The organism is Winogradskyella endarachnes (assembly GCF_009741275.1).
Taxonomy (GTDB): Bacteria; Bacteroidota; Bacteroidia; order Flavobacteriales; family Flavobacteriaceae; genus Winogradskyella; species Winogradskyella endarachnes.
The window spans coordinates 600,984-623,673 of the sequence record NZ_WOWS01000001.1 but is presented as its reverse complement, the minus strand read 5'-3'; the positions used below and the strand labels follow the sequence as shown (position 1 = coordinate 623,673).

At 31.9% G+C, this 22,690-nt stretch carries 22 protein-coding genes; 15 read left to right on the top strand and 7 right to left on the bottom strand.

Annotated elements, in window-relative coordinates:
• The first annotated feature begins 9 nt into the window (after positions 1 to 9).
• Together GN138_RS02780 and GN138_RS02775 are read left to right on the top strand one after the other, a co-directional pair.
• Entirely contained in the window at positions 10 to 1,071 is a 1,062-nt protein-coding gene (locus tag GN138_RS02780; RefSeq protein WP_157362636.1) for an iron-containing alcohol dehydrogenase family protein, read from the top strand.
• Position 1,072: 1 nt separating this feature from the next.
• Entirely contained in the window at positions 1,073 to 1,621 is a 549-nt protein-coding gene (locus GN138_RS02775; protein ID WP_157361903.1) for a 1-acyl-sn-glycerol-3-phosphate acyltransferase, read from the top strand.
• A gap of 113 nt (positions 1,622 to 1,734) precedes the next feature.
• On the opposite strand, the gene GN138_RS02770 is transcribed toward GN138_RS02775, so the two are convergent.
• From GN138_RS02770 to GN138_RS02750, 5 genes are all read right to left on the bottom strand, one after another.
• Positions 1,735 to 2,211: a nuclear transport factor 2 family protein gene (locus GN138_RS02770; RefSeq protein ID WP_157361901.1), complete on the bottom strand. Its 477-nt coding sequence runs from the start codon at positions 2,209 to 2,211 to the stop codon at positions 1,735 to 1,737.
• Between the two features lie 59 nt (positions 2,212 to 2,270).
• Positions 2,271 to 2,810, bottom strand: a complete 540-nt coding sequence (locus GN138_RS02765; RefSeq protein WP_157361899.1) for a YcxB family protein — start codon at positions 2,808 to 2,810, stop codon at positions 2,271 to 2,273.
• Between the two features lie 17 nt (positions 2,811 to 2,827).
• Complete coding sequence (locus tag GN138_RS02760; protein WP_157361897.1) at positions 2,828 to 3,925, bottom strand: heparan-alpha-glucosaminide N-acetyltransferase domain-containing protein; 1,098 nt, start codon at positions 3,923 to 3,925, stop codon at positions 2,828 to 2,830.
• Between the two features lie 65 nt (positions 3,926 to 3,990).
• Positions 3,991 to 4,689 (bottom strand): cupin domain-containing protein, encoded by a 699-nt coding sequence (locus GN138_RS02755; protein WP_157361895.1) that lies wholly within the window; start codon positions 4,687 to 4,689, stop codon positions 3,991 to 3,993.
• Between the two features lie 211 nt (positions 4,690 to 4,900).
• On the bottom strand, positions 4,901 to 5,335 hold the full coding sequence (locus GN138_RS02750; RefSeq protein ID WP_157361893.1) for an RbsD/FucU domain-containing protein: 435 nt from the start codon (positions 5,333 to 5,335) through the stop codon (positions 4,901 to 4,903).
• 178 nt (positions 5,336 to 5,513) lie between these two features.
• Between GN138_RS02750 and GN138_RS02745 the strand changes: the two genes are divergently transcribed.
• The 10 genes from GN138_RS02745 to acs all read left to right on the top strand — a co-directional run bounded on the left by GN138_RS02745 (position 5,514) and on the right by acs (position 16,796).
• A complete protein-coding gene (locus GN138_RS02745; protein ID WP_157361891.1) occupies positions 5,514 to 6,890 on the top strand; it encodes an alanine/glycine:cation symporter family protein in 1,377 nt (458 codons plus the stop codon).
• A 258-nt stretch (positions 6,891 to 7,148) separates the two neighbouring features.
• Complete coding sequence (locus GN138_RS02740; protein ID WP_157361889.1) at positions 7,149 to 7,568, top strand: IS1/IS1595 family N-terminal zinc-binding domain-containing protein; 420 nt, start codon at positions 7,149 to 7,151, stop codon at positions 7,566 to 7,568.
• A gap of 106 nt (positions 7,569 to 7,674) precedes the next feature.
• On the top strand, positions 7,675 to 8,922 hold the full coding sequence (locus tag GN138_RS02735; RefSeq protein ID WP_157361887.1) for a hypothetical protein: 1,248 nt from the start codon (positions 7,675 to 7,677) through the stop codon (positions 8,920 to 8,922).
• Positions 8,923 to 8,934: 12 nt separating this feature from the next.
• On the top strand, positions 8,935 to 9,195 hold the full coding sequence (locus GN138_RS02730; RefSeq protein ID WP_157361885.1) for a DUF4212 domain-containing protein: 261 nt from the start codon (positions 8,935 to 8,937) through the stop codon (positions 9,193 to 9,195).
• Between the two features lie 29 nt (positions 9,196 to 9,224).
• Entirely contained in the window at positions 9,225 to 10,991 is a 1,767-nt protein-coding gene (locus tag GN138_RS02725) for a sodium:solute symporter family protein (RefSeq protein ID WP_157361883.1), read from the top strand.
• A 157-nt stretch (positions 10,992 to 11,148) separates the two neighbouring features.
• Entirely contained in the window at positions 11,149 to 11,343 is a 195-nt protein-coding gene (locus GN138_RS02720; protein ID WP_157361881.1) for a hypothetical protein, read from the top strand.
• On the top strand, positions 11,336 to 14,026 hold the full coding sequence (locus tag GN138_RS02715; protein WP_157361879.1) for a sensor histidine kinase: 2,691 nt from the start codon (positions 11,336 to 11,338) through the stop codon (positions 14,024 to 14,026). Before GN138_RS02720 ends, GN138_RS02715 begins: the two co-directional genes overlap by 8 nt.
• Positions 14,027 to 14,042: 16 nt before the next feature.
• Positions 14,043 to 14,408: a response regulator transcription factor gene (locus tag GN138_RS02710; RefSeq protein WP_157361878.1), complete on the top strand. Its 366-nt coding sequence runs from the start codon at positions 14,043 to 14,045 to the stop codon at positions 14,406 to 14,408.
• Positions 14,409 to 14,481: 73 nt separating this feature from the next.
• On the top strand, positions 14,482 to 14,691 hold the full coding sequence (locus GN138_RS02705) for a hypothetical protein (protein ID WP_157361876.1): 210 nt from the start codon (positions 14,482 to 14,484) through the stop codon (positions 14,689 to 14,691).
• 182 nt (positions 14,692 to 14,873) lie between these two features.
• Complete coding sequence (gene acs, locus GN138_RS02700; protein ID WP_317162704.1) at positions 14,874 to 16,796, top strand: acetate--CoA ligase; 1,923 nt, start codon at positions 14,874 to 14,876, stop codon at positions 16,794 to 16,796.
• 3 nt (positions 16,797 to 16,799) lie between these two features.
• Here the strand turns inward: acs and GN138_RS15985 are convergent, their stop codons facing one another.
• Entirely contained in the window at positions 16,800 to 16,961 is a 162-nt protein-coding gene (locus tag GN138_RS15985) for a hypothetical protein (protein WP_197429302.1), read from the bottom strand.
• 119 nt (positions 16,962 to 17,080) lie between these two features.
• On the opposite strand from GN138_RS15985, the gene GN138_RS02695 reads away from it, so the two are divergent.
• The gene (locus GN138_RS02695) at positions 17,081 to 17,737 is read left to right on the top strand and encodes an HAD family hydrolase (protein ID WP_157361872.1); all 657 of its coding nucleotides are present in this window, start codon (positions 17,081 to 17,083) and stop codon (positions 17,735 to 17,737) included.
• On the opposite strand, the gene GN138_RS02690 is transcribed toward GN138_RS02695, so the two are convergent.
• Positions 17,738 to 19,216 carry a helix-turn-helix domain-containing protein gene (locus GN138_RS02690; protein WP_157361870.1) on the bottom strand — a complete coding sequence of 493 codons (1,479 nt, stop codon included), beginning with the start codon at positions 19,214 to 19,216 and terminating at the stop codon, positions 17,738 to 17,740. It abuts the gene before it with no gap.
• A 121-nt stretch (positions 19,217 to 19,337) separates the two neighbouring features.
• Between GN138_RS02690 and aceB the strand changes: the two genes are divergently transcribed.
• Together aceB and GN138_RS02680 are read left to right on the top strand one after the other, a co-directional pair.
• Positions 19,338 to 20,936: a malate synthase A gene (gene aceB / locus GN138_RS02685; RefSeq protein WP_157361868.1), complete on the top strand. Its 1,599-nt coding sequence runs from the start codon at positions 19,338 to 19,340 to the stop codon at positions 20,934 to 20,936.
• Positions 20,937 to 21,019: 83 nt separating this feature from the next.
• The gene (locus GN138_RS02680; protein ID WP_157361866.1) at positions 21,020 to 22,651 is read left to right on the top strand and encodes an isocitrate lyase; all 1,632 of its coding nucleotides are present in this window, start codon (positions 21,020 to 21,022) and stop codon (positions 22,649 to 22,651) included.
• Positions 22,652 to 22,690 lie beyond the last annotated feature (39 nt).

Below are 22,690 nucleotides of genomic sequence, written 5' to 3'. Positions count from 1 at the left end.
AATTATCCAATGGTATCCAGAGTTGTTTTTGGACGTGGAAGTTTCAATCAACTCGATGAAATTCTTTCTCCAAAACGCAATGGAAGAAATGCACCATTTATATTTTATGTTGATGATGTTTTTAAAGGCAATCATTGGTTAACATCAAGAATTACGTTGTCTTACAAAGACAAAATTATTTATGTACCTACAAAAGAAGAGCCAAGAACTGAGCAAGTTGATCAGTTAGTAGAAGATATTATTTTAGAGCATAGTGAACTGCCATCTGGTATAATTGGTATTGGTGGAGGTATAGTTTTAGATATTGCTAAAGCAGTAGCTTTAATGCTAACCAATAAAGGCGAATCTAAAGACTATCAAGGTTGGGATTTAATTAAGCAGCCTGCAATTTATCATGTCGGTATTCCAACACTTTCTGGTACTGGTGCAGAAGTATCCAGAACTACAATCTTAACAGGTCCTGAACGTAAGTTAGGCATTAATAGTGATTATACACCTTTTGATCAAGTCATTTTAGATCCAGAATTAACCAAGGATGTTCCAAAAGATCAATGGTTTTACACTGGTATGGATTGTTTTGTACATTGTGTAGAATCTCTAAATGGAACGTTTTTAAACGCCTTTAGCCAGAGTTATGGTGAAAAAGCATTTGAGCTTTGTAAAGAAATTTTTTTAGAAGATACTTTATCAACAGAAGAAGCTCAAGATAAATTAATGATGGCTTCATGGCATGGCGGTATGAGTATTGCCTATTCTCAAGTAGGTGTTGCTCATGCAATGAGTTATGGATTAGGTTACCTATTAGGTATAAAACATGGTATAGGTAACTGTATAGTTTTTGATCATTTAGAAGAATATTATCCTGAAGGAGTAGCCATATTTAAAAAAATGAAAGCCAAACATAGCATTCAACTTCCACAAGGTATTTGTACAGATTTAGAAGATTATCAATTTGATAAAATGATTGACGTGGCATTGAGTTTAGAACCACTTTGGGAAAATGCTATCGGTAAAAATTGGAAGTCCATAATAACTAGAGAAAAGCTTCTGCAGCTTTACAAAAAGATGTAAGATGCACTGGCTAGCTAAACTCATTTATTACAATATTTTAGGATGGAAAGTTGTAGGAAATGTCAATTTCTCTAAAGACACTGTGAAGAAAGCTGTAATTATTGCTGCGCCACATACAAGTTGGAGTGATTTTTATATTTCATTATTACTGAGAAAAGTAACTCAACTTAAAACAAATTTTATTGGCAAAAAAGAATTGTTTACATGGCCTTTTGGTTACTATTTTAGAGCAGTAGGAGGACATGCATTAGATAGAACTTCGGGTCAAAATAAAGTAGAGGCTATTGCTAAGTTATTTGAAGGAAAAGAAGAGTTTAGATTGGCACTTTCTCCTGAAGGTACTAGGAAAAAAGTAGATAAATGGAAAACAGGGTTTTACTATATTGCAAAACAAGCTAATGTACCTATTATTATGTTTACTTTCGATTTTAAAAACAAGCAGAATATGGTTTCACAACCATTTTACCCAACAGATAATATGGAAGCAGATTTTGCTTTTATGAGGTCATTTTATAAAGATGTAATTGGTAAAGTAAAGGAAAATAGTTAAGTAGCTAATTAAATAAGAAATTTGGCATAGCAATTGATGTGTACATTATGCAATGAAACATAAAGTAAACTATAAGTCACTAAAAAGAAACATTGTTACAAAAAGCAATCTAATTAATTAGGTTGCTTTTTTTTAGTAATAAATTTATCTAATAATGAATTTGTTTGTAGTTGAAGTTTATTCTTAAAAAAAGACATACCTCCAAACAAGAATCCCTTAAATCCCATAGCTTGTTTTGCCCAATCGCGTAAATTAAATACATCGGTATGTTTTATTATTAAACCATCTTTAAACTCAAAAGTAGCATCAATTTTATTGTGAACTTTATTGCCTGTTTTACTAAAAGTATAGAACGCTTCCCAATGTGCAGACCCTGTTTTTTCATTAGTAATTATATTAGAATACTCTGCTTTAAAATCTTTTCCGTTTTGTGAGGCACAAAGCATTAACCACATATATTTTGCACGTTCTCCTTTTAGAACTCCAAATGCTGGATCCTCAAAAACTACATCATCATGGTAGCAATTTATCATTGTTTCTCCATCAGAATTGCTTAATGCGGTATAAAATGTTTCAATAAGTCTTTTCATAAGAATTCTATATTTAGTTGACAAAAGCAATTATTTTAATATAATAATTAAAATTTTGTTTATTTCCATATCCAATCGGTTTGGTCAACTATCTCGATATTAATATCAGTAAATATTTTTTTAAATCCTTTCAAGTCATCAATTGCACGTTTGGGGATGATAAACGAGACATTAGATTTTAGCTTTAAGAAAAAGTGTTCTTTTATTTCAATTAAAACATCAAATTCAGAATAATTTATTGTGCTTTGTGTACCTTCTTCAATTCCCTCTATAGCTCTAGAATTTTGATTAAAGGTTAATGAGATTTCCTTATCTATTCTGTTTTTGTAATTTTCTTTTATATGGTTTTCAAAATGCTTTTTATATCTGTACTTAGCATATACAGGATGAATTAGATACCAAATAATAGCAATTATAGCAAAAGTAATTGCTAAAATATAGTTGCCAATAAGTATGGCGATTAGAATTAAAACCGCATATATAATAGGAACAATAATTCTTGATTTTTTACGATTTTTCTGTTGAACTTTAGATTTTGAAGAAAAATAAAGCTGATACTCTAAAAAGTCAGAAAAGCTTAAATCGTATTTTAAATTCATTCTTTTAATAATTTAAATTAGCTGGTGTAGCGTTTAATTTTATCCATTAATTTTCGTGTATTAGAATATACAAAGGCGTTGGTTTTTGCATAATGAAATGATAAAAAACAAACCAATGATAAAAAGAGTAGTGCACCAATTAAGGCTTGCCAAGGTGTTAGGGATTTGCCTATAATTTGGTGCAATCCTAGTCCTGTAAAACTGCCATATATTATTATAAAATGTATTACATATATTGAAAGTGTCTTTTGTCCTATTTTTAGGATTAAAGGCTGTTTAATATAATTTTCTGCTAAATAAAATATAGAAAACAAAACTAAGACATTCCCGAGTCTGGTATATAAATAATTGTAATATGCTACCTCTTTAAATAATGAAATATCTAACCAATAATAAAGTTTCATTAATACGTAAGAAGATTTAAAAATTAATGCAATTCCCACAAGGAAAAACCCAGAGACAATAGCGATTTTAAATTTAGGGCGTTCTACATAACGGTAAAATAAAGTGGCTATAAAAGCGCCAAAGGCTACATAACCAAACCATGGAATTATGGTAAATACAGACCCATTAGATTTTGATAAATAATTTGAAATGGCAATAGGTAAACCAGGTAATTCCAAGAAACGATATAAAGGTTCTGTCATAAAAACGATACCACCCAATATCAACATTAATATAGAAAATAATAACGTTTTCTTTAAGGTTATTTGATATACTAAAACGATTAGAATAAGCGATAAGCCTATACACTGTAGAACATCAACAATGAGAAAATAACTGCTGAATTTCCCAAATAGCCATTCAAAAATAGGAACTCGTAAAATATAGCCAATACCAATTAGCATTAAACCTCGCATAAAGCCTTTTCGCATTCTGTAATTTATAGAATCCGTTTGTTTAGCTCTTATCAGAAGATACGAAAAAATGAGGCCAGAAATGGTGAAAAATGTTGGTGCTGTAATACCTCTAAAGTACTCCCAAATATTAAACGCTAAGTGGTTTTGATTTCTATAAATAGGGTTGAGTAGTGTATCTATAAAATGCCCTTGTAGCATCATTAAGATGGCAAACGCTCTAACAGCATCTATAAAATATAATCGTTTTACTTTCAATTAATCATTGGGTTGGGATGTAAATATATGATTTATTGAATTAAAGGTTTTTTAAGTTTAGATTTTTAATTCATTTTTGGGTCAGATCTCAATACACCAGAACCAGTATGTACATTACCAACCTCTGTTATAACAGCACCTTCAGGACCAGCCATTTGCCAATGTGGAGATTCTACTTTTTGTAATGATGCAAAATCACCTTCATTAGCTTCAATAATATGGTTGGTAGTTACCTTACCATCCCAATGTTCCTTTGGTACTACAACTTGTGGAAACTCATCACGATTGTTTATACCAATACCTGCAATATAACTTTTACCATGTCTTACAAGCCAACCTTCCATTTTTGCAGGATTTCCTTCAGCGGCAAAATGCATATGCTCACCTAGCATCTGATTTGGTAGTAGAAATATATCCATTAACATATATTTATCTTCCGTATTGTTTACAAACATAACAGAGGCTAATCCCAGTTCTGCATAATTACCTTGGTTATAATCGGTTAACCAAATTTTTTCTCTTAAACCATCAAAAACAGGATAATTATGGTACTCTAACATTTCAATTAAAGCATCTTTAGCTTTTTCTTTTAGAAAATTACCTTCAGAATCATAGAATTGGTCGTTTGTAAATTTTAATTCCTTTTTAGAATTATCTGATACTATTGACTCTGGCACTATTTCTGTAACTGTTTCAGTATTTTCTTTACAATTGGTAATTAAAGTAAAACTTAAAAGTGTTAATAATATTAAAGACTTATTCATAAAAAAAGAATATTTTGAGGTTATAAGCTGTTTAAATATAGTGTATTTATAAATGTATTAAAAGGTCTATTTGTTTTTTTAATTTGTTTAAATTGAATTGAAAATCCTAGCTAAATTATTTTTTAAATCTTCAATAACACATAAGTAATATTAAAAAAAGAGGAACATAAAATTTAAAATGTGTCTTAGACAAAATATCTTTATTCTGCTTTTAAAAATTGCTTTCTTCTGCCATTTTAACAACACCAACGGTTAAAATTAAATTAGCAAATCTACGTTGTTCTCCTGTTTGAATAATTAATGTAGTGTTTGGGTTTCTTATTTTGTCGTAAAAAGACCAGCGTTCCATTTCTTCCCAAGTGACATCACCTAATAATTTCTTATAGGCTCGGTGTATTTCTGCATTTGCTTCAACTGGTTTCTCCATTACAATAGCACCTTGTATTGGGCATACTTCTAAAATACCTTCTAATACGGTAATTGCGTCTAATAATCCAGGTCTAAAATTTAAATGTACTGTTGTGGAATTAGGACCTGTCATTGCGCCAACAGGTAAATTTCCGTCAGCAATTACAACTTGTGCAAAATGACCAGAGCGTGCAAGGACTTCCATAATAGTTGGGTGAATTACTGCAGTTTTAAGCATAATATTTCATCTAGTTAAGTATTATATTTTAATCACCATAAATTAATGATTTTCTTAAAGAGCTTTTACAAATATAGCGTATTAAGCTATTTTTATATAATATATCGACTAGTCAAATATTCATAATTAATATGAAAACAATGCTGTTAATTAAAACGGTTTACTAATTTTAACGTCTATGGAATTTTTAAACCAATTACTCAGTGATTTTTCCTCATTAGCTTGGGGACTGCCGTTACTTATATTGTTAATAGGAGGTGGACTTTATTTATTAATTCGTTCTCATTTTTTGCCATTTAGATACCTTGGTCACGCCATTAATGTGTTAAGAGGCAAATATGATGATCCAAATGATCCTGGTGAGATTTCTCATTTTCAGGCATTAACAACAGCTTTATCGGCAACAGTAGGTATGGGAAATATTGCAGGTGTTGCTGTGGCTATAGCAGTAGGTGGGCCAGGCGCTGTATTTTGGATGTGGATGAGTGCTATAGTTGGTATGTCTACAAAATTTTTCACTTCATCTTTAGCTATAATGTACAGAGGTAAAGATACTAATGGAGAAATACAAGGTGGACCAATGTATTTTATCATAGAGGGCTTAGGGAAATCTTGGAAACCATTAGCTATGTTTTTTAGCCTCTGTGGTCTCATTGGAGCATTACCAGTATTTAATGTTAATCAACTAACACAAGCTTTAAATGATATTTTATTAGTTCCTAATGGCGTAGAAGTTGGGCTGTATACTAATCTTACAATTGGTGTAATCTTAGTGTTTATAACAGGTATGGTTATTTTAGGAGGTATTAAACGAATAGGGAACGTTGCTTCTCGTTTAGTGCCAAGTATGGTAGCGTTGTATTTTGTGTTGGTGATAATAATTCTTGTAACGCATAGCGATGTCTTAGTATATTATTTAAAACTCATTTTTACAGATGCTTTTGCCGCTAATTATTATCCAAAAGACGACACATTTTTAGGAGGAGTTTTAGGAGCGCTAATTCTCCATGGGATAAAGCGAGGCGCATTTTCTAATGAAGCAGGTATAGGTACGGCACCTATGGCGCATGGAGCAGCCAAAACAGACGAGCCAATAAGAGAAGGTTTAGTAGCAATGCTTGGACCTGCTATAGATACATTAATTGTTTGCACACTTACTGCTTTAGCAATTTTAGTAACTGGTGTTTGGGAGTCAACCTCAGATAATGGTGTTAGCTTAACGGCTGCTGCTTTTGGTAGTGTAATGCCTACTTTTGGTAAATATTTACTACTTATTTGTATATCTGTTTTTAGTTTGAGTTCTTTATTCTCCTATTCGTATTACGGAACTAAATGTATGTCTTTTCTTTTTGGAGCAGATAAAAAACATTTCTATAATTACTTTTATATTTTAAGTATTTTAATAGGAGCAACTACAAGTTTAAGTATGATGATAAATCTTATTGATGGCGTATTTGCGTTTATGGCCATACCAACAATGTTAGCAACGATAATTCTAGCACCAAAAGTAATTGTGGAATTAAAGCGTTACGTTAAAAATTTAAAGACTTTATAGACTAGTGGTAGTTTTTTTAATCTGTATATTTTCGTCAATACAATCTCTCCGCTTCTTAAAGTAATGGTAATGTCTTTCTAATTGTCTTTAATAACTACTAGTTTGCCTTAAAAGGGTATTTTAATTATTCTTTGTATAGGTATAAAAATTAGTGTAATTATTTATTATTTGGCGAATATTTTAATAGATATTCACTTTTTTAACAATTGTCTATATTTTTTATTGCTAATTTGGTATATTTATGCTAAATAAGTATATATGAATATTGATTGTTGTCCAAATTGCGGGTCTGACCACTACATTAAGAGTGGTGTAGTTAATGGTAGACAGCGCTATAAGTGTAAAAAGTGTAATTATTTTTTTTCTGTGAATAAAATAGGAAAGCAAATAGATGATTACTATGTTAATAAATCACTTCAGCTGTATTTAGAAGGATTAACCTATCGAGAGATTGAACGTATTCTAGGAGTTTCTCATGTTAGTATTATGAATTGGGTGAAAAAGTATAATATTAAAAGGCCTTATAATTCAAACTATCATCCAACCTACAAAATACTCAACGCAACAGAGCTTGGATTGTATTTTAGCGAAGCAAATAATATTAAGGGAGCAGGCGTTATTGTTACTGAGTTGGGCGATAAGTTTATGTTAATTAAATGGGAGCGTTTTAAAGATTAGTATAGTAAATTAACAATAAAATATATTAAGTTTATTTTAACTGATTGTTTTATAGAATTTAGTGGTGCATACAAAACCAATTTATAACTAACTAAATTTTTAAACAATGAGAAAACAACACTTTATATTGATTGGACTTCTTTTAGTATCCTTTCAATTATTGAAGGCTCAAGGCTCACCAGATTACTCTGGTGGTCTTAAGTTTAAATTTAACGAAGATGGCTCTAAATATCTTCGGCTTATTTCTTGGGCACAAGTACAAGCCAATTATAATACAGATGATTCTTTCGATTCAAACGGAAATGAAAACAGTAAATTAAGTTTCAATTTACGTCGTGCAAGAGTTTTAATGTTTGCGCAAATCAACAAAGACTTTTTAATCTTAACACATTTTGGATTAAATAGTTTAACAAGTACTACGTTAAGTCCTACAGGTACAGGAGAAGGGTCGCAACTTTTTTTTCATGATGTTTGGGCGCAATATAATTTAGGTAAAGACCACACTATTGGTGGAGGGCTTCATTATTTTAATGGTATCTCTAGATTAAATAATCAGAGTACTTTAAACATGATGACCTTAGATAATAATCGACAATCATGGGCAACAATAGGTTTGTCTGATCAGTTTGCTCGTCATTTAGGTGTATTTTTAAAAGGAAAATTTGATAAGCTACAATATCGCGTGGCAATTAATGATGCTGCTTCTTCTACATTAGATTCTAGAACAGCAACAGCAGGAGGAGATGCTGTGTATAATGGACGTTTAAACCTAGGTTCTAAAGATGCAGGTAAAACTTATGCAGGTTATTTCGATTATCATTTCCTTGATCAAGAGTCAAACTTTTTACCATATAAAGTAGGTTCTTATCTTGGAGGAAAAAAAGTCTTTAATATTGGTGCAGGTTTCTTTCTGCATCCAAAAGGTTCCGTTATAGATACAGGTACTGCTTTGTCACCCAATTTAGAGGGCGAAGATGTCTCAATTTTTGCAGTCGATGCTTTTTATGATGCTCCAATTGGAGAGAATGGAAGTGCGCTTACAGCATACGCAGTATTTCAAAATAACGATTACGGTAAGAACTATCTCTACAGTGCTTACGGTACAGGAAGCATGATTTACGGTCATGTTGGTTATGTTTTAAAAGGTGATGCTGCCAAAACAAGATATCAACCATACATCAGTTATGGAACTCATAGTTATGATGCTGTAAGTGATGATAGAACTACTTTAGGTGTAGGTGTAAATGCTTATATGAGTGGACATAATTCAAAATTAACTTTAGAATATAAAAATCAACAGTTTGGTGCTTTAGATGCAAATACTATTTCGCTTCAGGCTATGATTTATCTATAAAAACGAATAACGATGAGTGAAAAACAACAAAACGCAACGGCGTACTGGAAAGAAAATTTAAAGTATTTGGTTATTCTATTAACTATATGGTTTGTAGTATCCTTTGGGTGTGGCATATTATTTAAAGAAGCATTAAATGAATTTAAACTAGGAGGCTTTAAACTAGGATTTTGGTTTGCACAACAAGGATCCATATATGTATTCGTAATTCTAATATTCGTTTATGTAAGAATTATGAACAGACTAGATAAAAAATATGGTTACGACGAGTAATCCTTAACTAACTTAAAAACAAAAAGATTATGAGCGTACAAACGTGGACTTGGATATTAGTTGGGGTTACATTTGCCCTATATTTCGGAATAGCAATTTGGGCCAGAGCAGGCTCAACTAAAGAATTTTATGTTGCAGGTGGAGGCGTTTCTCCATTAGCAAATGGTATGGCAACTGCTGCCGATTGGATGAGTGCGGCTTCCTTTATTAGTATGGCAGGTATTATTTCCTTTGCAGGTTATGATGGCTCTGTTTATTTAATGGGTTGGACAGGTGGCTATGTGCTTTTAGCATTATTACTTGCGCCATATTTACGGAAGTTTGGGAAATTTACAGTACCAGATTTTATTGGAGATAGATATTACTCAAACACGGCAAGAACAGTAGCTGTAATTTGTGCTTTAATTGTTTCATTTACCTATGTTGCAGGTCAAATGCGTGGTGTTGGGATTGTGTTTTCTCAATTCTTACAAGTAGATATTAATATAGGTGTTATTATAGGAATGACAGTAGTTTTAACCTTTGCATTATTAGGAGGTATGAAAGGTATCACCTATACGCAAGTGGCACAATACTGTGTTTTAATCTTTGCATTTATGGTGCCTGCATTTTTCATTTCTATGCAAATGACAGGAAATATTATTCCGCAAATAGGCATGGGAGGAACTGTTGAAGGTGGTGAATTTCTCTTAGATAAATTAGATAAACTTCATACAGAATTAGGCTTTAATGAATATACAAGTGGAACAAAATCTACTTGGGATGTATTCGCCATTACTTTAGCATTAATGACAGGTACAGCAGGATTACCTCACGTAATTGTGCGTTTCTTTACAGTGCCTAAAGTGAAAGATGCCCGTAAATCTGCAGGTTATGCTTTATTTTTAATTGCAATTTTATATACCACAGCACCTGCAATCGCAGTATTTTCTAGAACTAATTTAATTGAAACAGTCAGCAATCAACAATATTCTGATATTCCGGTTTGGTTTAAAAATTGGGAGAATACTGGGTTAATTGCTTGGTCTGATAAAAATGGCGACGGAAAAATTCAATATGTTAAAGGGAATGCTTTAGACGGCAAAAAGCCTATTTATACAGATGCTAGAGGTTTAAATGGTGAACGAATGATTTCTAATGCAAGTGAAGCAAAGAATGAACTATATGTTGATAGAGATATTATGGTATTAGCTAATCCAGAAATTGCAAATCTTCCAAATTGGGTGATTGCTCTTGTAGCAGCAGGTGGTTTAGCAGCAGCTTTATCAACAGCAGCAGGATTACTTTTAGTAATTTCTACATCAATTTCTCACGATTTAATTAAGAAACAATTAAAGCCAGACATTTCTGATAAAGGCGAATTAACAGCAGCAAGAATTTCAATTTTTGTAGCAATTTTAATCGCAGGATACTTTGGTATTAATCCACCAGGATTTGTCGCCGCAGTCGTCGCCTTGGCATTTGGTCTCGCTGCCGCCTCATTCTTTCCTGCTATTATTTTAGGAATTTTTGATAAGCGAATGAACAGTCAAGGAGCAATCTCAGGTATGGTTGTAGGTATTGTTTTAATGTTATTCTACATGATGAAGTTTAAACTAAACATGTTTGGAGGTGGTACCAGTGAAGATTGGTGGTTTGGCACCTCTCCAGAAGGATTTGGTACCATTGCAATGTGCGTTAACATTGTAATTTCGGTAGTAGTGTCTAGATTAACATCAGCACCTCCTCAAAATGTTCAAGATATGGTGGAAAGTATAAGAATACCATCTGGAGCAGGTGAAGCTTCAACTCATTAAATTAGAGTTCGTCTTATTATGATTCTAACTCAATATTGTGAGTTAAAAATCAGCATTACTCATGTAGTGCTGATTTCTTATATTAGTAGAATAATTGCAAATTTATAGATTTAGTGATTTTAAAGAAGAGTTAAATCTTATTTAGTATATACAGTATATGAAAAAAAGGCACGAACAAAAATTGGTAGTTTTATCAATTGCGCTACTGTTAATTTTTAATATTCCATTAGTATTAATTTTTAATAATGAAGATGTCATTTTTGGTGTTCCTGTGTTTTATTTTTCAATATTTTCGCTTTGGTTAGTATCGGTAGTTGTTTCATATGTAGTATTAAAACGACACTATGAATAACTACGCATTAGTTCTTGTTATTATTGTTTATTTGGCTGTGTTATTTTACATAGCTTTCATAGCTGAAAAAAAGAAGCAAAGTAAGTGGGTTAATAATCCTTATGTGTATACACTATCATTAGCTGTTTATTGTTCTGCTTGGACGTATTATGGCAGTGTGGGTATTGCGGCTAATTCTGGTATAGATTTTTTGCCAATTTACTTAGGGCCTGTAATTGTTGCACCACTTTGGATTGTGGTTTTAAGAAAAATAATAAGAATTTCTAAACAGCATAAAATTTCTTCTATCGCAGATTTTATCTCCTTACGATACGGAAATAGTAGGTTGTTAGGTGCTTTAGTGACTATTGTTTGTCTTTTTGGAACCTTGCCATACATTTCCTTACAGCTAAAAGCTGTTTCTGAAACTTTTGAAATTATGTCTGATGAGACCAGCTATATTTCTACCACTGTCTTTGATGATTCTACTTTTTATGTGGCTTTAATATTAGCTATTTTTGCAGCATTTTTTGGAACTCAGAATGCAGATGCTTCAGAAAAACATAAAGGAATAATAGCAACTGTAGCTTTTGAGTCTATTTTAAAATTGGTATTCTTTCTCGTTATTGGCATATATATTAGCTTTTACTTATTCGATGGTACTACCGATATTTACAATAAAATAGCTTCAGCAGAAAATTTTAGTTCACTCATAAGGATAGGAGAATTAGAAGACGGCTTTAATTGGTCTTTTATGATAGCTTTGTCAGCAATGGCCATATTTTTATTGCCAAGGCAATTCCAAGTTTCGGTTTTAGAAAATAATAGAGAGAAGCATTTAAAAAAGGCAATTTGGTTGTTTCCTTTGTATTTATTGTTGTTCAATATTTTTGTTGTATTTATAGCTTGGGCAGGGAAATTAACTTTTGGTAGCTCTATTAATGCAGAATATTTTACCTTGTTACTACCTTTAAAAAATGGCAATTTGTTTTTAGCTACTCTTGTTTTTTTAGGTGGATTTTCAGCAGTTATATCAATGGTGGTTGTCTCAACTTTAGCTTTGTCTACTATGGTGAGTAATAATCTAATAATACCTTATGGTTTTTTAGATAAGTTTATAAAAAATCAACCAGAGCGTAACTCTAAGTATATTAAGAATATTAGACGTATTTCTATTTTTATAATCATAATTACAGCCTATTTCTTTTATGTGTCTTTTTCAAAAGAACTGTCTCTATATTCTATAGGCTTAATTTCTTTTGTTATTATAGCACAACTCGCGCCTTCTTTTTTTGTCGGTTTGTATTGGAATAGAGGTTCAGCAAAGGCAGCAATAATTGGCATTATAGTAGGTTTTTTTGTTTCGGTTTACACATTGGTACTTCCATTTACTATTGCAGCATATACAGGTACCGATGATTTTACACAATATGGTTTAATGGGTATTTCTAATTTAAAACCCTATGCTTTATTTGGTATTGATTTTTTGAGTCCTCCTGCACATGCATTTTTCTGGAGTATGACTTTTAATCTTTTGTGTTATTTAACGTTTTCATTAACATCAAAGGGAAATTATAGAGAACGAAATTATGCAGAAATGTTTGTAGATAGTAAGAATTTTACAACGCTTCAAGATAGTGCATTAGTATGGAAAGGGGAAGCTTATGTTTCTGATATTAAAAATGTACTCATTAGATTTTTAGGTGAGAAAAGAGCAACTAGAGCATTAAATATTTTCTTTACTAAATACAAATTACCCAAAGACACACAATTAGCTGATGCGCGATTAATTAATTTTTCCGAAAAACTCTTAACAGGAAGTATAGGTTCTGCTTCTGCAAAAATTTTAATAGCCAGCGTTGTAAAGGAAGAGCAAATTAGTTTGGTTGAAGTGCTAAAGATTTTAGAAGAATCCAAAGAAAATATAGTGAGTAATAAAGTTTTGCTCGAAAAATCTAATGAATTGTCTCAATTATCTTCAAAATTAAAGGATGCTAATAAAGAATTAATTAGCAAAGACCGACAAAAGGATGAGTTTTTAGATACCGTTGCCCACGAGCTTAAAACACCAATTACTGGTATCCGAGCAGCTACAGAATTATTGATGGATGACAACGATGATATGCCTAAGGAAACTAAGACACAATTTTTAAAAAATATCCTTCAAGATTCAGACCGTTTAGGACGCTTAATTAATAATATTTTAGATTTTGAAAAATTAGAAACAGGTCGTTTACATTTAGATATACAATACAAAGATATTCAAGAAACAATTGTAAAAGCAATTTCTAGTATTTCTCAAATAGCCGCTAGAAAAGAGGTCACCATAACAAATAATAACACACATAGTTTTAGCACCAATTATGATGAAGACCGCATACTTCAAGTTTTAACTAATTTACTCTCAAATGCTATCAAGTTTTGTAGCCCTAAATCTGGAAAAATTATAGTAGATTATAAATTAGGAAATGAAACAGTTGAAATATCTGTAACGGACAATGGTAAAGGGATTCCTGAAGAAGATTATGATTATATTTTTGATAAATTTTACCAGTCTAAAGACCAAAACACTAGAAAACCACAAGGAAGTGGATTGGGTTTAGCTATTACCAAGCAAATAGTAGAAAAACATAACGGTAAAATTTGGGCAAAAAAAGACGTTAAAATTGGTGCCTCACTTGTTTTTACGATACCATTTAAGTAAATTGTTCTCATAAAGTATGAAGAAGAAAATTTTAATTGTAGATGACGAACCAAATATTGTAATGTCATTAGAATATACTTTCAAAAAACAAAATTTTGAAGTATTCATTGCAAGAGATGGAAGTGAGGCTTTAGAGATATTAAAACATCAAACACCAAGTGTAGTTTTATTAGATATTATGATGCCAAATGTAGATGGTTATCAAACTTTAAAACATATTAAAAACACAGAGAATTTAAAACATACTAAAGTTGTTTTTTTAACAGCTAAAAATAAAGCTTCAGATATTGAAAAGGGTTTAAAACTCGGAGCAGATAAGTATTTAACAAAACCTTTTTCAGTAAAAAAAATAGTTTCAGAAATTTTGGAACTTACAGAATAGATATAGTCAACTAAGACTTTTAATAAATTGGTTTTGTATGCAAACAAACAAGTTTAATTAAAAGTTTAATGACATGAAATTTCAAATAAATCCTTTAGCATCAGATATTATTATTAGTATCTATGTTATTGCTACTTTATACCTAAGGTTTAAATTTGAAAATACGGCAGATGTTAGCCCAATGCTTTCTATAGTTATGGGAGTTTGCTTTGTAGTGATAATTTGGGCGTTGGTAAAACTTAAAGTGCTTAATCCTAATTGGTTTGGCTTACTTAAATCTTAAAAAAGTAAAGCCATTCAGCATCTTTTTTTTTATATTAAATGAATTGCAGATTCTGCCTGGTATATGTAATAACCAGACATTATAAGAATGCTTTAATACATAATTAAGTACTAAAAAAAATTACTAAATATTAATAAATAAAACTATCTACAATCAACTAATTTGATGAATAACTAATAAAAATAAACAACAACATTATGAGTAATTATCACATAAAACACTTAGAAGAATATTATCAAGTCTATCGTAAGTCTGTCCGAAATCCTGAAAATTTTTGGGAAGAAATTGCTGAAGAACATTTTATGTGGCGAAAAAAATGGGACAATGTGCTAAGTTGGGATTTTGAAAAACCAGAAGTAAAATGGTTTGAAGGTGCAAAACTTAATATTACAGAAAACTGTATAGATAGGCATTTGTACACAAGAGGTGACAAAACAGCAATTATTTTTGAACCTAATAATCCAGAAGATGAATCAGAACATATTACATACAGAGAATTACACGAGCGTATGTGTCAATTTGCTAACGTTTTAAAAGAAAAGGGTGTTAAAAAAGGAGATCGCGTTTGTATTTATTTACCAATGATTCCTGAATTAGCAATTTCTCTATTAGCATGTGCACGAATTGGAGCAATACATTCTGTGGTATTTGCTGGTTTTTCATCAACAGCATTAGCAACAAGAATTAATGATAGTGATTGTAAAATGGTAATAACTTCAGATGGTTCATATCGTGGTGCAAAAACAATAGACTTAAAAGGTATAGTAGATGAAGCTTTAGAAGAATGTGATGGTGTAAATAATGTCTTAGTTGTTAACAGAATTAATTCAGAAATAAACATGAAAGATGGCCGTGATTATTGGTTACAACCTTTATTAAATGAAGCTTATCATGATTGCGACCCAGAAATAATGAATGCAGAAGATCCTTTGTTTATTCTCTATACATCTGGTTCTACAGGTAAACCTAAAGGAATGGTTCATACCACTGGTGGTTATATGGTGTATTCAGCTTATACGTTTAAAAATGTATTTCAGTATAGAGAAGAAGATGTGTATTGGTGTACAGCAGATATTGGGTGGATTACAGGTCACAGTTATATTGTTTACGGGCCATTGTGTAATGGAGCAACAACTGTAATGTTTGAAGGTGTACCAAGTTATCCAGATTTTGGGCGCTTCTGGGAAATTGTAGAAAAACACAAGGTAAATCAGTTTTACACAGCTCCAACAGCAATTAGAGCATTAGCTAAAGAAGGTGTTGACCATTTAGAAAAACACGATTTATCCTCAATCAAAGTATTAGGAACAGTAGGAGAGCCAATAAACGAGGAAGCGTGGCACTGGTATGATGATAACGTAGGCAAGAAAAAAGCACCAATTGTAGATACGTGGTGGCAAACAGAAACAGGCGGTATTATGATTACGCCAATCGCTTTTGCAACACCAACTAAACCAACCTATGCAACACTACCTTTTATTGGTATTCAACCAGCTTTAATGGATGAAAATGGTAAAGAAATTAAAGGAAATCAGGTAGATGGACGTTTGTGTATTAAATTTCCTTGGCCAAGTATGGCGAGAACCATATGGGGAAATCATCAACGTTATAAGGATACATACTTTTCGGCATACAAGGATAAATACTTTACAGGAGATGGCGCTTTAAGAGATGAGGTTGGTTATTACAGAATTACAGGTAGAGTAGACGATGTTATTATTGTATCTGGTCATAACCTTGGTACTGCACCAATAGAAGATGCTATTAACGAGCATCCAGCAGTTTCAGAAAGTGCAATTGTTGGTTTCCCACACGATGTTAAAGGAAACGCATTATATGGTTATGTAAGTCTAAAAGAAACAGGTGAATACAGAAATCATGATAATCTAAGAAAAGAAATTAATCAAATCATTACAGAACAAATAGGGCCAATTGCTAAGTTAGATAAAATTCAATTTACAGATGCCTTACCAAAAACACGAAGTGGAAAAATTATGCGTCGTATTCTTAGAAAAATTGCGAGTAATGATACAAGTAATTTGGGAGATACAAGCACGTTGTTAAATCCTGAAGTTGTTCAAAATATTATAGATAATGTTTTATAGCTTTTAAGACGCATTGGCTTTTCTGGTTTTAGCTAATTCAATAATGGCTTTCAGTTTTGCCTTTCGTTCTTCAGATTTAGATTTAATTCTATTCTTTTTCTGAGCAATTAATTTACTGTGTTTAGCCTTGTTTGCTGTATTTTTTTCGCGTCCTTTTTTGGCCATTTTATAGTAATTATAAATTATATGCAAAACTAAGCATAATTTAATATAAAGGTAATGGCATTGTTCGTTCTTCTTTTCGGCAATGCCATTTGCTTTTTTATCTTTGAAAAAAAAATACAATGTTAAAAGCAGTTTTATTTGATATGGATGGTGTAATTGTGGATACAGAACCCTTGCACAGAAAAGCCTATCACCAAATGTTTGAAGAAGTTGCAATTGATGTAAAAGAAGATTTATATACCTCTTTTACAGGGCAATCAACTATAAATATATGCAAACGATTAGTAGATTATTTTTCTTTAAATGAAACACCAGAATATTTGGTAAGTTTAAAACGCAAGCATTATAATAGTATTTTTGAAAATGACGATTTACAATTAATAGATGGTGTTTTAGATAGAATTAAAGATTATCATGCCAACAATGTTACTTTGGTTGTTGCGTCTTCAGCATCAATGCCAGGAATTCAACAAATTTTTAATTACTTTGATTTAAACCAATATTTCAGTGCTAAATTTAGTGGTGCAGATTTAGAGAAATCCAAACCACATCCCGAAATTTTTCTAAAAGCGGCAGAATTCACTGGTTTTAAAAAATCAGAATGTATGGTCATAGAAGATTCTACCAATGGTATAAAAGCTGCGCATTCAGCCGGAATTTTTTGTACAGGTTTTAAAAGTAAGCATTCCTCTGGGCAAGATTATTCCTTAGCAAATATGGTGGTTTCTAGCTTTGAGGAAATTAGTTACTCTAAAATTGTTAATCTTATTTCGTAATTATTTGCTAAATTTTTCTTGAATCTCGTTAACAATATCAGCAATTTTTGCATCCTTTTGTGCAGATAAGATGCTAGTTGGTTGGGCTTGTCTAACATTACAATTACTAATTGCACAACGTTCGCAAGTAACTCCAACGTCAGCTTTAGAAATTGATTCACTCTCGGTAAACGCAATTTTTCGTTTAAGTTGATTATTAATTTGTAAACCAATATTTACACTTCTATAACTGTTAGCAACAAAAGGGTCTGCCGTTGCAGAAGAAAAGATTAAATAGCTTTTATCTTCATTTGGGTAATTAGAGATTTGTATGTCAAATTCATGTGGTTTGTTACTTTTACTAATTTCTTCCAATACTTTAAGAGAAACCCAACGTCTACAATAATGTTGATTGGTTTCATTGGCATGCGGCGACTGTTGCTTTGATAAATGTAATTCTTTGTTTAATTTGAAATGATTTGAGTCCTTTTGATGAGAAAATCTTAAAAAGAATAAGCTTTTAAGATTAAAATCTTTAGTTAAAACATTAGTTAATCGTTGATAAATAGACTCTGGTGAAGCATTGTAATTTCTAATAATGCGCTCAAAATCTTTAGGTTTAAATGATTTTTTTGAAAATAAATCTTTCAAGTCTTCAACTAAACTGGCTCTAGGTATAATTAATGCACCTGCAAAATAAGAAGCATGAAAATTATTTAGTACTTGATCAAAATTTTCGAATTTAATCCAAGAAAATGTATAAAGACGGTCGCTAATTTCTAAATAATTATAAGCAATTTCTTTAGCATAGATAAATGTTTTTTGGGCATCATCTATATGTCTAGCTAATAAAAGTGTTTTTGTTTTAGGGACATATACAGAACGTAAATTAGCTAATTCTGTATGAGAAGTAAGTTCCGTAGAGTTTATAGTGTAACCGAATTCTTCAATTAAAATTTCTTCAAGTTCAATAGATTTTAAAGGTTGATTTAAGTCAACGTGGTAGGTTTTTGCAAATTTTAAAACCGCTTGTTCTAAATCATCAAAGTAATTATTGTTGGCTTCTTGGTAAGAGCGTACAGAAGCCAAATAAAAACTCTCTTTACTAAAGTTGTAGTTTTTTGCAATTTCAATAATTGTACTAATAAACGCTGTTACTTTTGCTGGTGCATTAGAGATAATATCAATCATAGTGCTTTCTTGAATTCCAAATAACTCTAAAGGAATTTCTTTAAGTAACTTAGATTGTAATATCTCACCAATTGGAGCTAAGTTTTTATCTAGCTTTAAAGACACAATTTCATCGTAAGGAACATCTAAATGTTCAGAAAGTGCAGCAATTTTATCTGGTTTAGGATATTTTTTTCCTTTTTCAATTTCGTTTAAATACGATTTTGAAAGTCCAGACAATTTAGATAAACCAAAAAGCGAAAGCCCTTTGTCTGTGCGTATTTGCTTCAGTTTTAATCCAAATATCAGTTTAATATAATCTTGTTCCATAATAACAAATATAACACTATTTGCGAACTTATATAAATAGCGAAAATATATATTTAGCGAACGTTCGCTTGTTTTTTTGAAAAATTGGTTGTAACATTGCTTCATCAAATAAAACTACAGCATGGAAATCTCAGTAACAACACAACAAAAATTGAAATTTGCACCAGAGGTGACTAATTTCTATCCAGAACTTTTAACTGAAGACGCTATAGAGTTTCTTACAGTATTGCAAGAAAAATTTAATGCTTCGCGTTTATCTTTATTAGAACGAAGAGAACAACAGCAACTTATTTTCGATAAAGGTGGTTTTCCGTCTTTTCCTTCAGAAACAAAATCTCTTAGAGAATCTGATTGGACAGCAGCTGCTATTCCAGATGATTTAAAAGACCGTCGTGTGGAAATTACTGGTCCTGTAGACCGTAAAATGGTGATTAATGCACTCAATTCAGGAGCCAAAACATTCATGGCAGATTTTGAAGATAGTAATGCGCCAAGTTGGAAAAATACTTTAGAAGGGCAACAAAACTTAATTGATGCCAATTTAAAAACTATTGAGTTGTTAGACGAAGCTAGAGGCAAGCACTACAAACTAAATGACCAAACTGCTGTATTAATTGTAAGACCAAGAGGATTACATTTAAATGAGCGTCATATTTTGGTAAATGGCGAAGAAATGTCTGGTAGCTTGTTCGATTTTGGACTATACGTATTCCACAATACGGTTGCCTTAATGGAAAACAATTCTGCACCTTATTTTTATCTACCAAAATTAGAACACTATTTAGAAGCGCGTTGGTGGAACGAGGTGTTTGAATTTGCTCAAAACTATTTGCAAATTCCATATGGAACTTTTAAAGCGACCTTATTAATAGAAACTATTACAGCAAGTTTTCAATTAGACGAATATATCTATGAACTTAAAGACCATATTGTAGGTCTAAACTGTGGGCGTTGGGATTACATTTTTTCATACATCAAAAAGTTTAGAAATCATAAAGACTTTGTAGTGCCAAACAGAGACCAAGTGACTATGGCATCACCGTTTATGGCAGCTTATTCTAATTTGGTAATTCAGCGTTGTCATAAAAGAGGTATTCATGCCATGGGAGGAATGGCAGCACAAATTCCTATTAAAAACAATCCTAAAGCAAATAATGCTGCGCTAGAAAAAGTAAGAGTAGATAAAGAGCGCGAAGCCAAAAACGGACACGATGGTACTTGGGTGGCGCATCCTGCGTTAGTTGAAGTTGCTATGAAAGAATTTGATAAATATATGCCAACACCAAATCAAATTTTTAAGAAGCGCGAAGATGTTGTGGTCACTGAAGCAGATTTAGTAGAAATTCCTCAAGGAACTATTACAGAAGCTGGCGTTAGAAAAAATATCAATGTTGGTATTCTATATCTCGAAGCTTGGTTAAGAGGTTATGGAGCAGTAGCACTTTATAACTTAATGGAAGATGCAGCTACAGCAGAAATTTCGAGAACACAAGTTTGGCAATGGTTAAAAAACGAAGTGATTTTAGAAGATGGAAGAGTTTTTAATAAAGCCTTATTTGATGCATTATTTGATGATGAAGTCGAGAAAATAATAAGAGAAGTAGGTGAGGGGAAAATAAAGAACACCAAATTTTCTGAAGCTATCTCATTATTCAAAAGGTTAGTAACACAAACTGAATTTGAAGAGTTTTTAACCCTTTCAGCGTATCAATTAATATAAAAAAAATGTCTCGCAACTACTGGAATAGATTACGAGACTAATTATCAAAATTTGGAATAAACTTAATAATCAAAAGCAAAATTATGAAAAATTTAGGACAAAGTAACTATCGTTCTGCATTAGAAACCGTAAGAAATCTTAAAGCTAAGTACGGACAAACATGGAATGCCATTAAACCTGAGAGTGCTGCCAGAATGGTAGCTCAAAACCAATTTAGAACTGGTTTAGATATTGCAAAATATACAGCAGCAATTATGAGAGAAGATATGGCAGCTTATGATGCAGATTCATCAAATTACACACAATCTTTAGGTTGCTGGCATGGTTTTGTGGCGCAGCAAAAAATGATTGCTGTTAAAAAACACCACAAAACAACGAGCAAACGTTATTTGTATGTTTCTGGTTGGATGGTAGCTGCATTACGTTCAGAATTTGGACCATTACCAGATCAGTCAATGCACGAGAAAACTGCTGTTGCAGGTTTAATTGAAGAAATTTATGATTTTTTACGTCAGGCAGATGCGATTGAGCTAAATGATTTGTTCCGAAGATTAGAAAATGGCGAAGATGTACAACATGAAATAGATAATTTTGAAACGCATATTGTTCCAATCATTGCTGATATTGATGCTGGATTTGGTAATGAAGAAGCAACCTATTTATTGGCTAAAAAAATGATTCAGGCTGGTGCTTGTGCTATTCAAATTGAAAATCAGGTGTCTGATGCTAAACAATGTGGACATCAAGATGGAAAGGTTACCGTTCCTCATGAAGATTTTATAGCAAAATTGAATGCTGTACGCTATGCTTTTTTAGAGTTAGGAGTAGAAGACGGAATTATTGTGGCAAGAACAGATTCTGAAGGTGCTGGTTTAACTCAAAAATTACCCGTAAGTCAAGAACCAGGAGATTTAGCCTCTCAGTATTTAGCTTTTGTGGATGCGGAAGAAGTGGCTATTGAAGATGTCAAACAAGATGAAGTATTATTAAAGCGTAATGGTAAATTGGTACGTCCTATTAGGTTAGCAAACGGTTTATATAAATTTAAAGACGGTTCTAATATTGATAGAGTAGTTTTAGATTGTGTTACTAGTTTGCAAAATGGAGCTGACTTATTGTGGATTGAAACACCAACGCCAAACGTGAAGCAAATTGCGCATATGGTAAATAGAATTAGAGCAGTGGTGCCAAATGCTAAATTGGTTTACAATAATTCACCATCATTTAACTGGACGTTGAATTTCCGTAATCAAGTATTTGATGAAATGTTGGCTGAAGGTGAAAACATGACAGCTTATGATAGAAATAATTTAATGGATGCGCAGTATGATCATTCAGAATTATGCCATAGAGCAGATGAGAAAATAAAAACCTTCCAAATGGATGGCGCAAGAGAAGCTGGTATTTTTCATCACTTAATTACATTACCAACATATCATACAACAGCATTGCATATGAATGATTTAACCGAAGGTTATTTTGGAGACCAAGGTATGTTAGCGTATGTAAAAGGTGTGCAAAGACAAGAGATTAGAAAAAATGTATCTTGTGTAAAACACCAAAGAATGGCTGGTTCTGATTTAGGTGATGACCACAAAACATTTTTTGCAGGTGAGAAAGCACTAAAAGCAGGTGGTGTAAATAATACATCTAATCAGTTTGAAACGAATTCAAATGCAACAAAGATGAATAAAAAACTAAGCGTAGTCGCTTAAACGGTAAAATAAATCTTAATTTTTTATTTTAAATTAGTT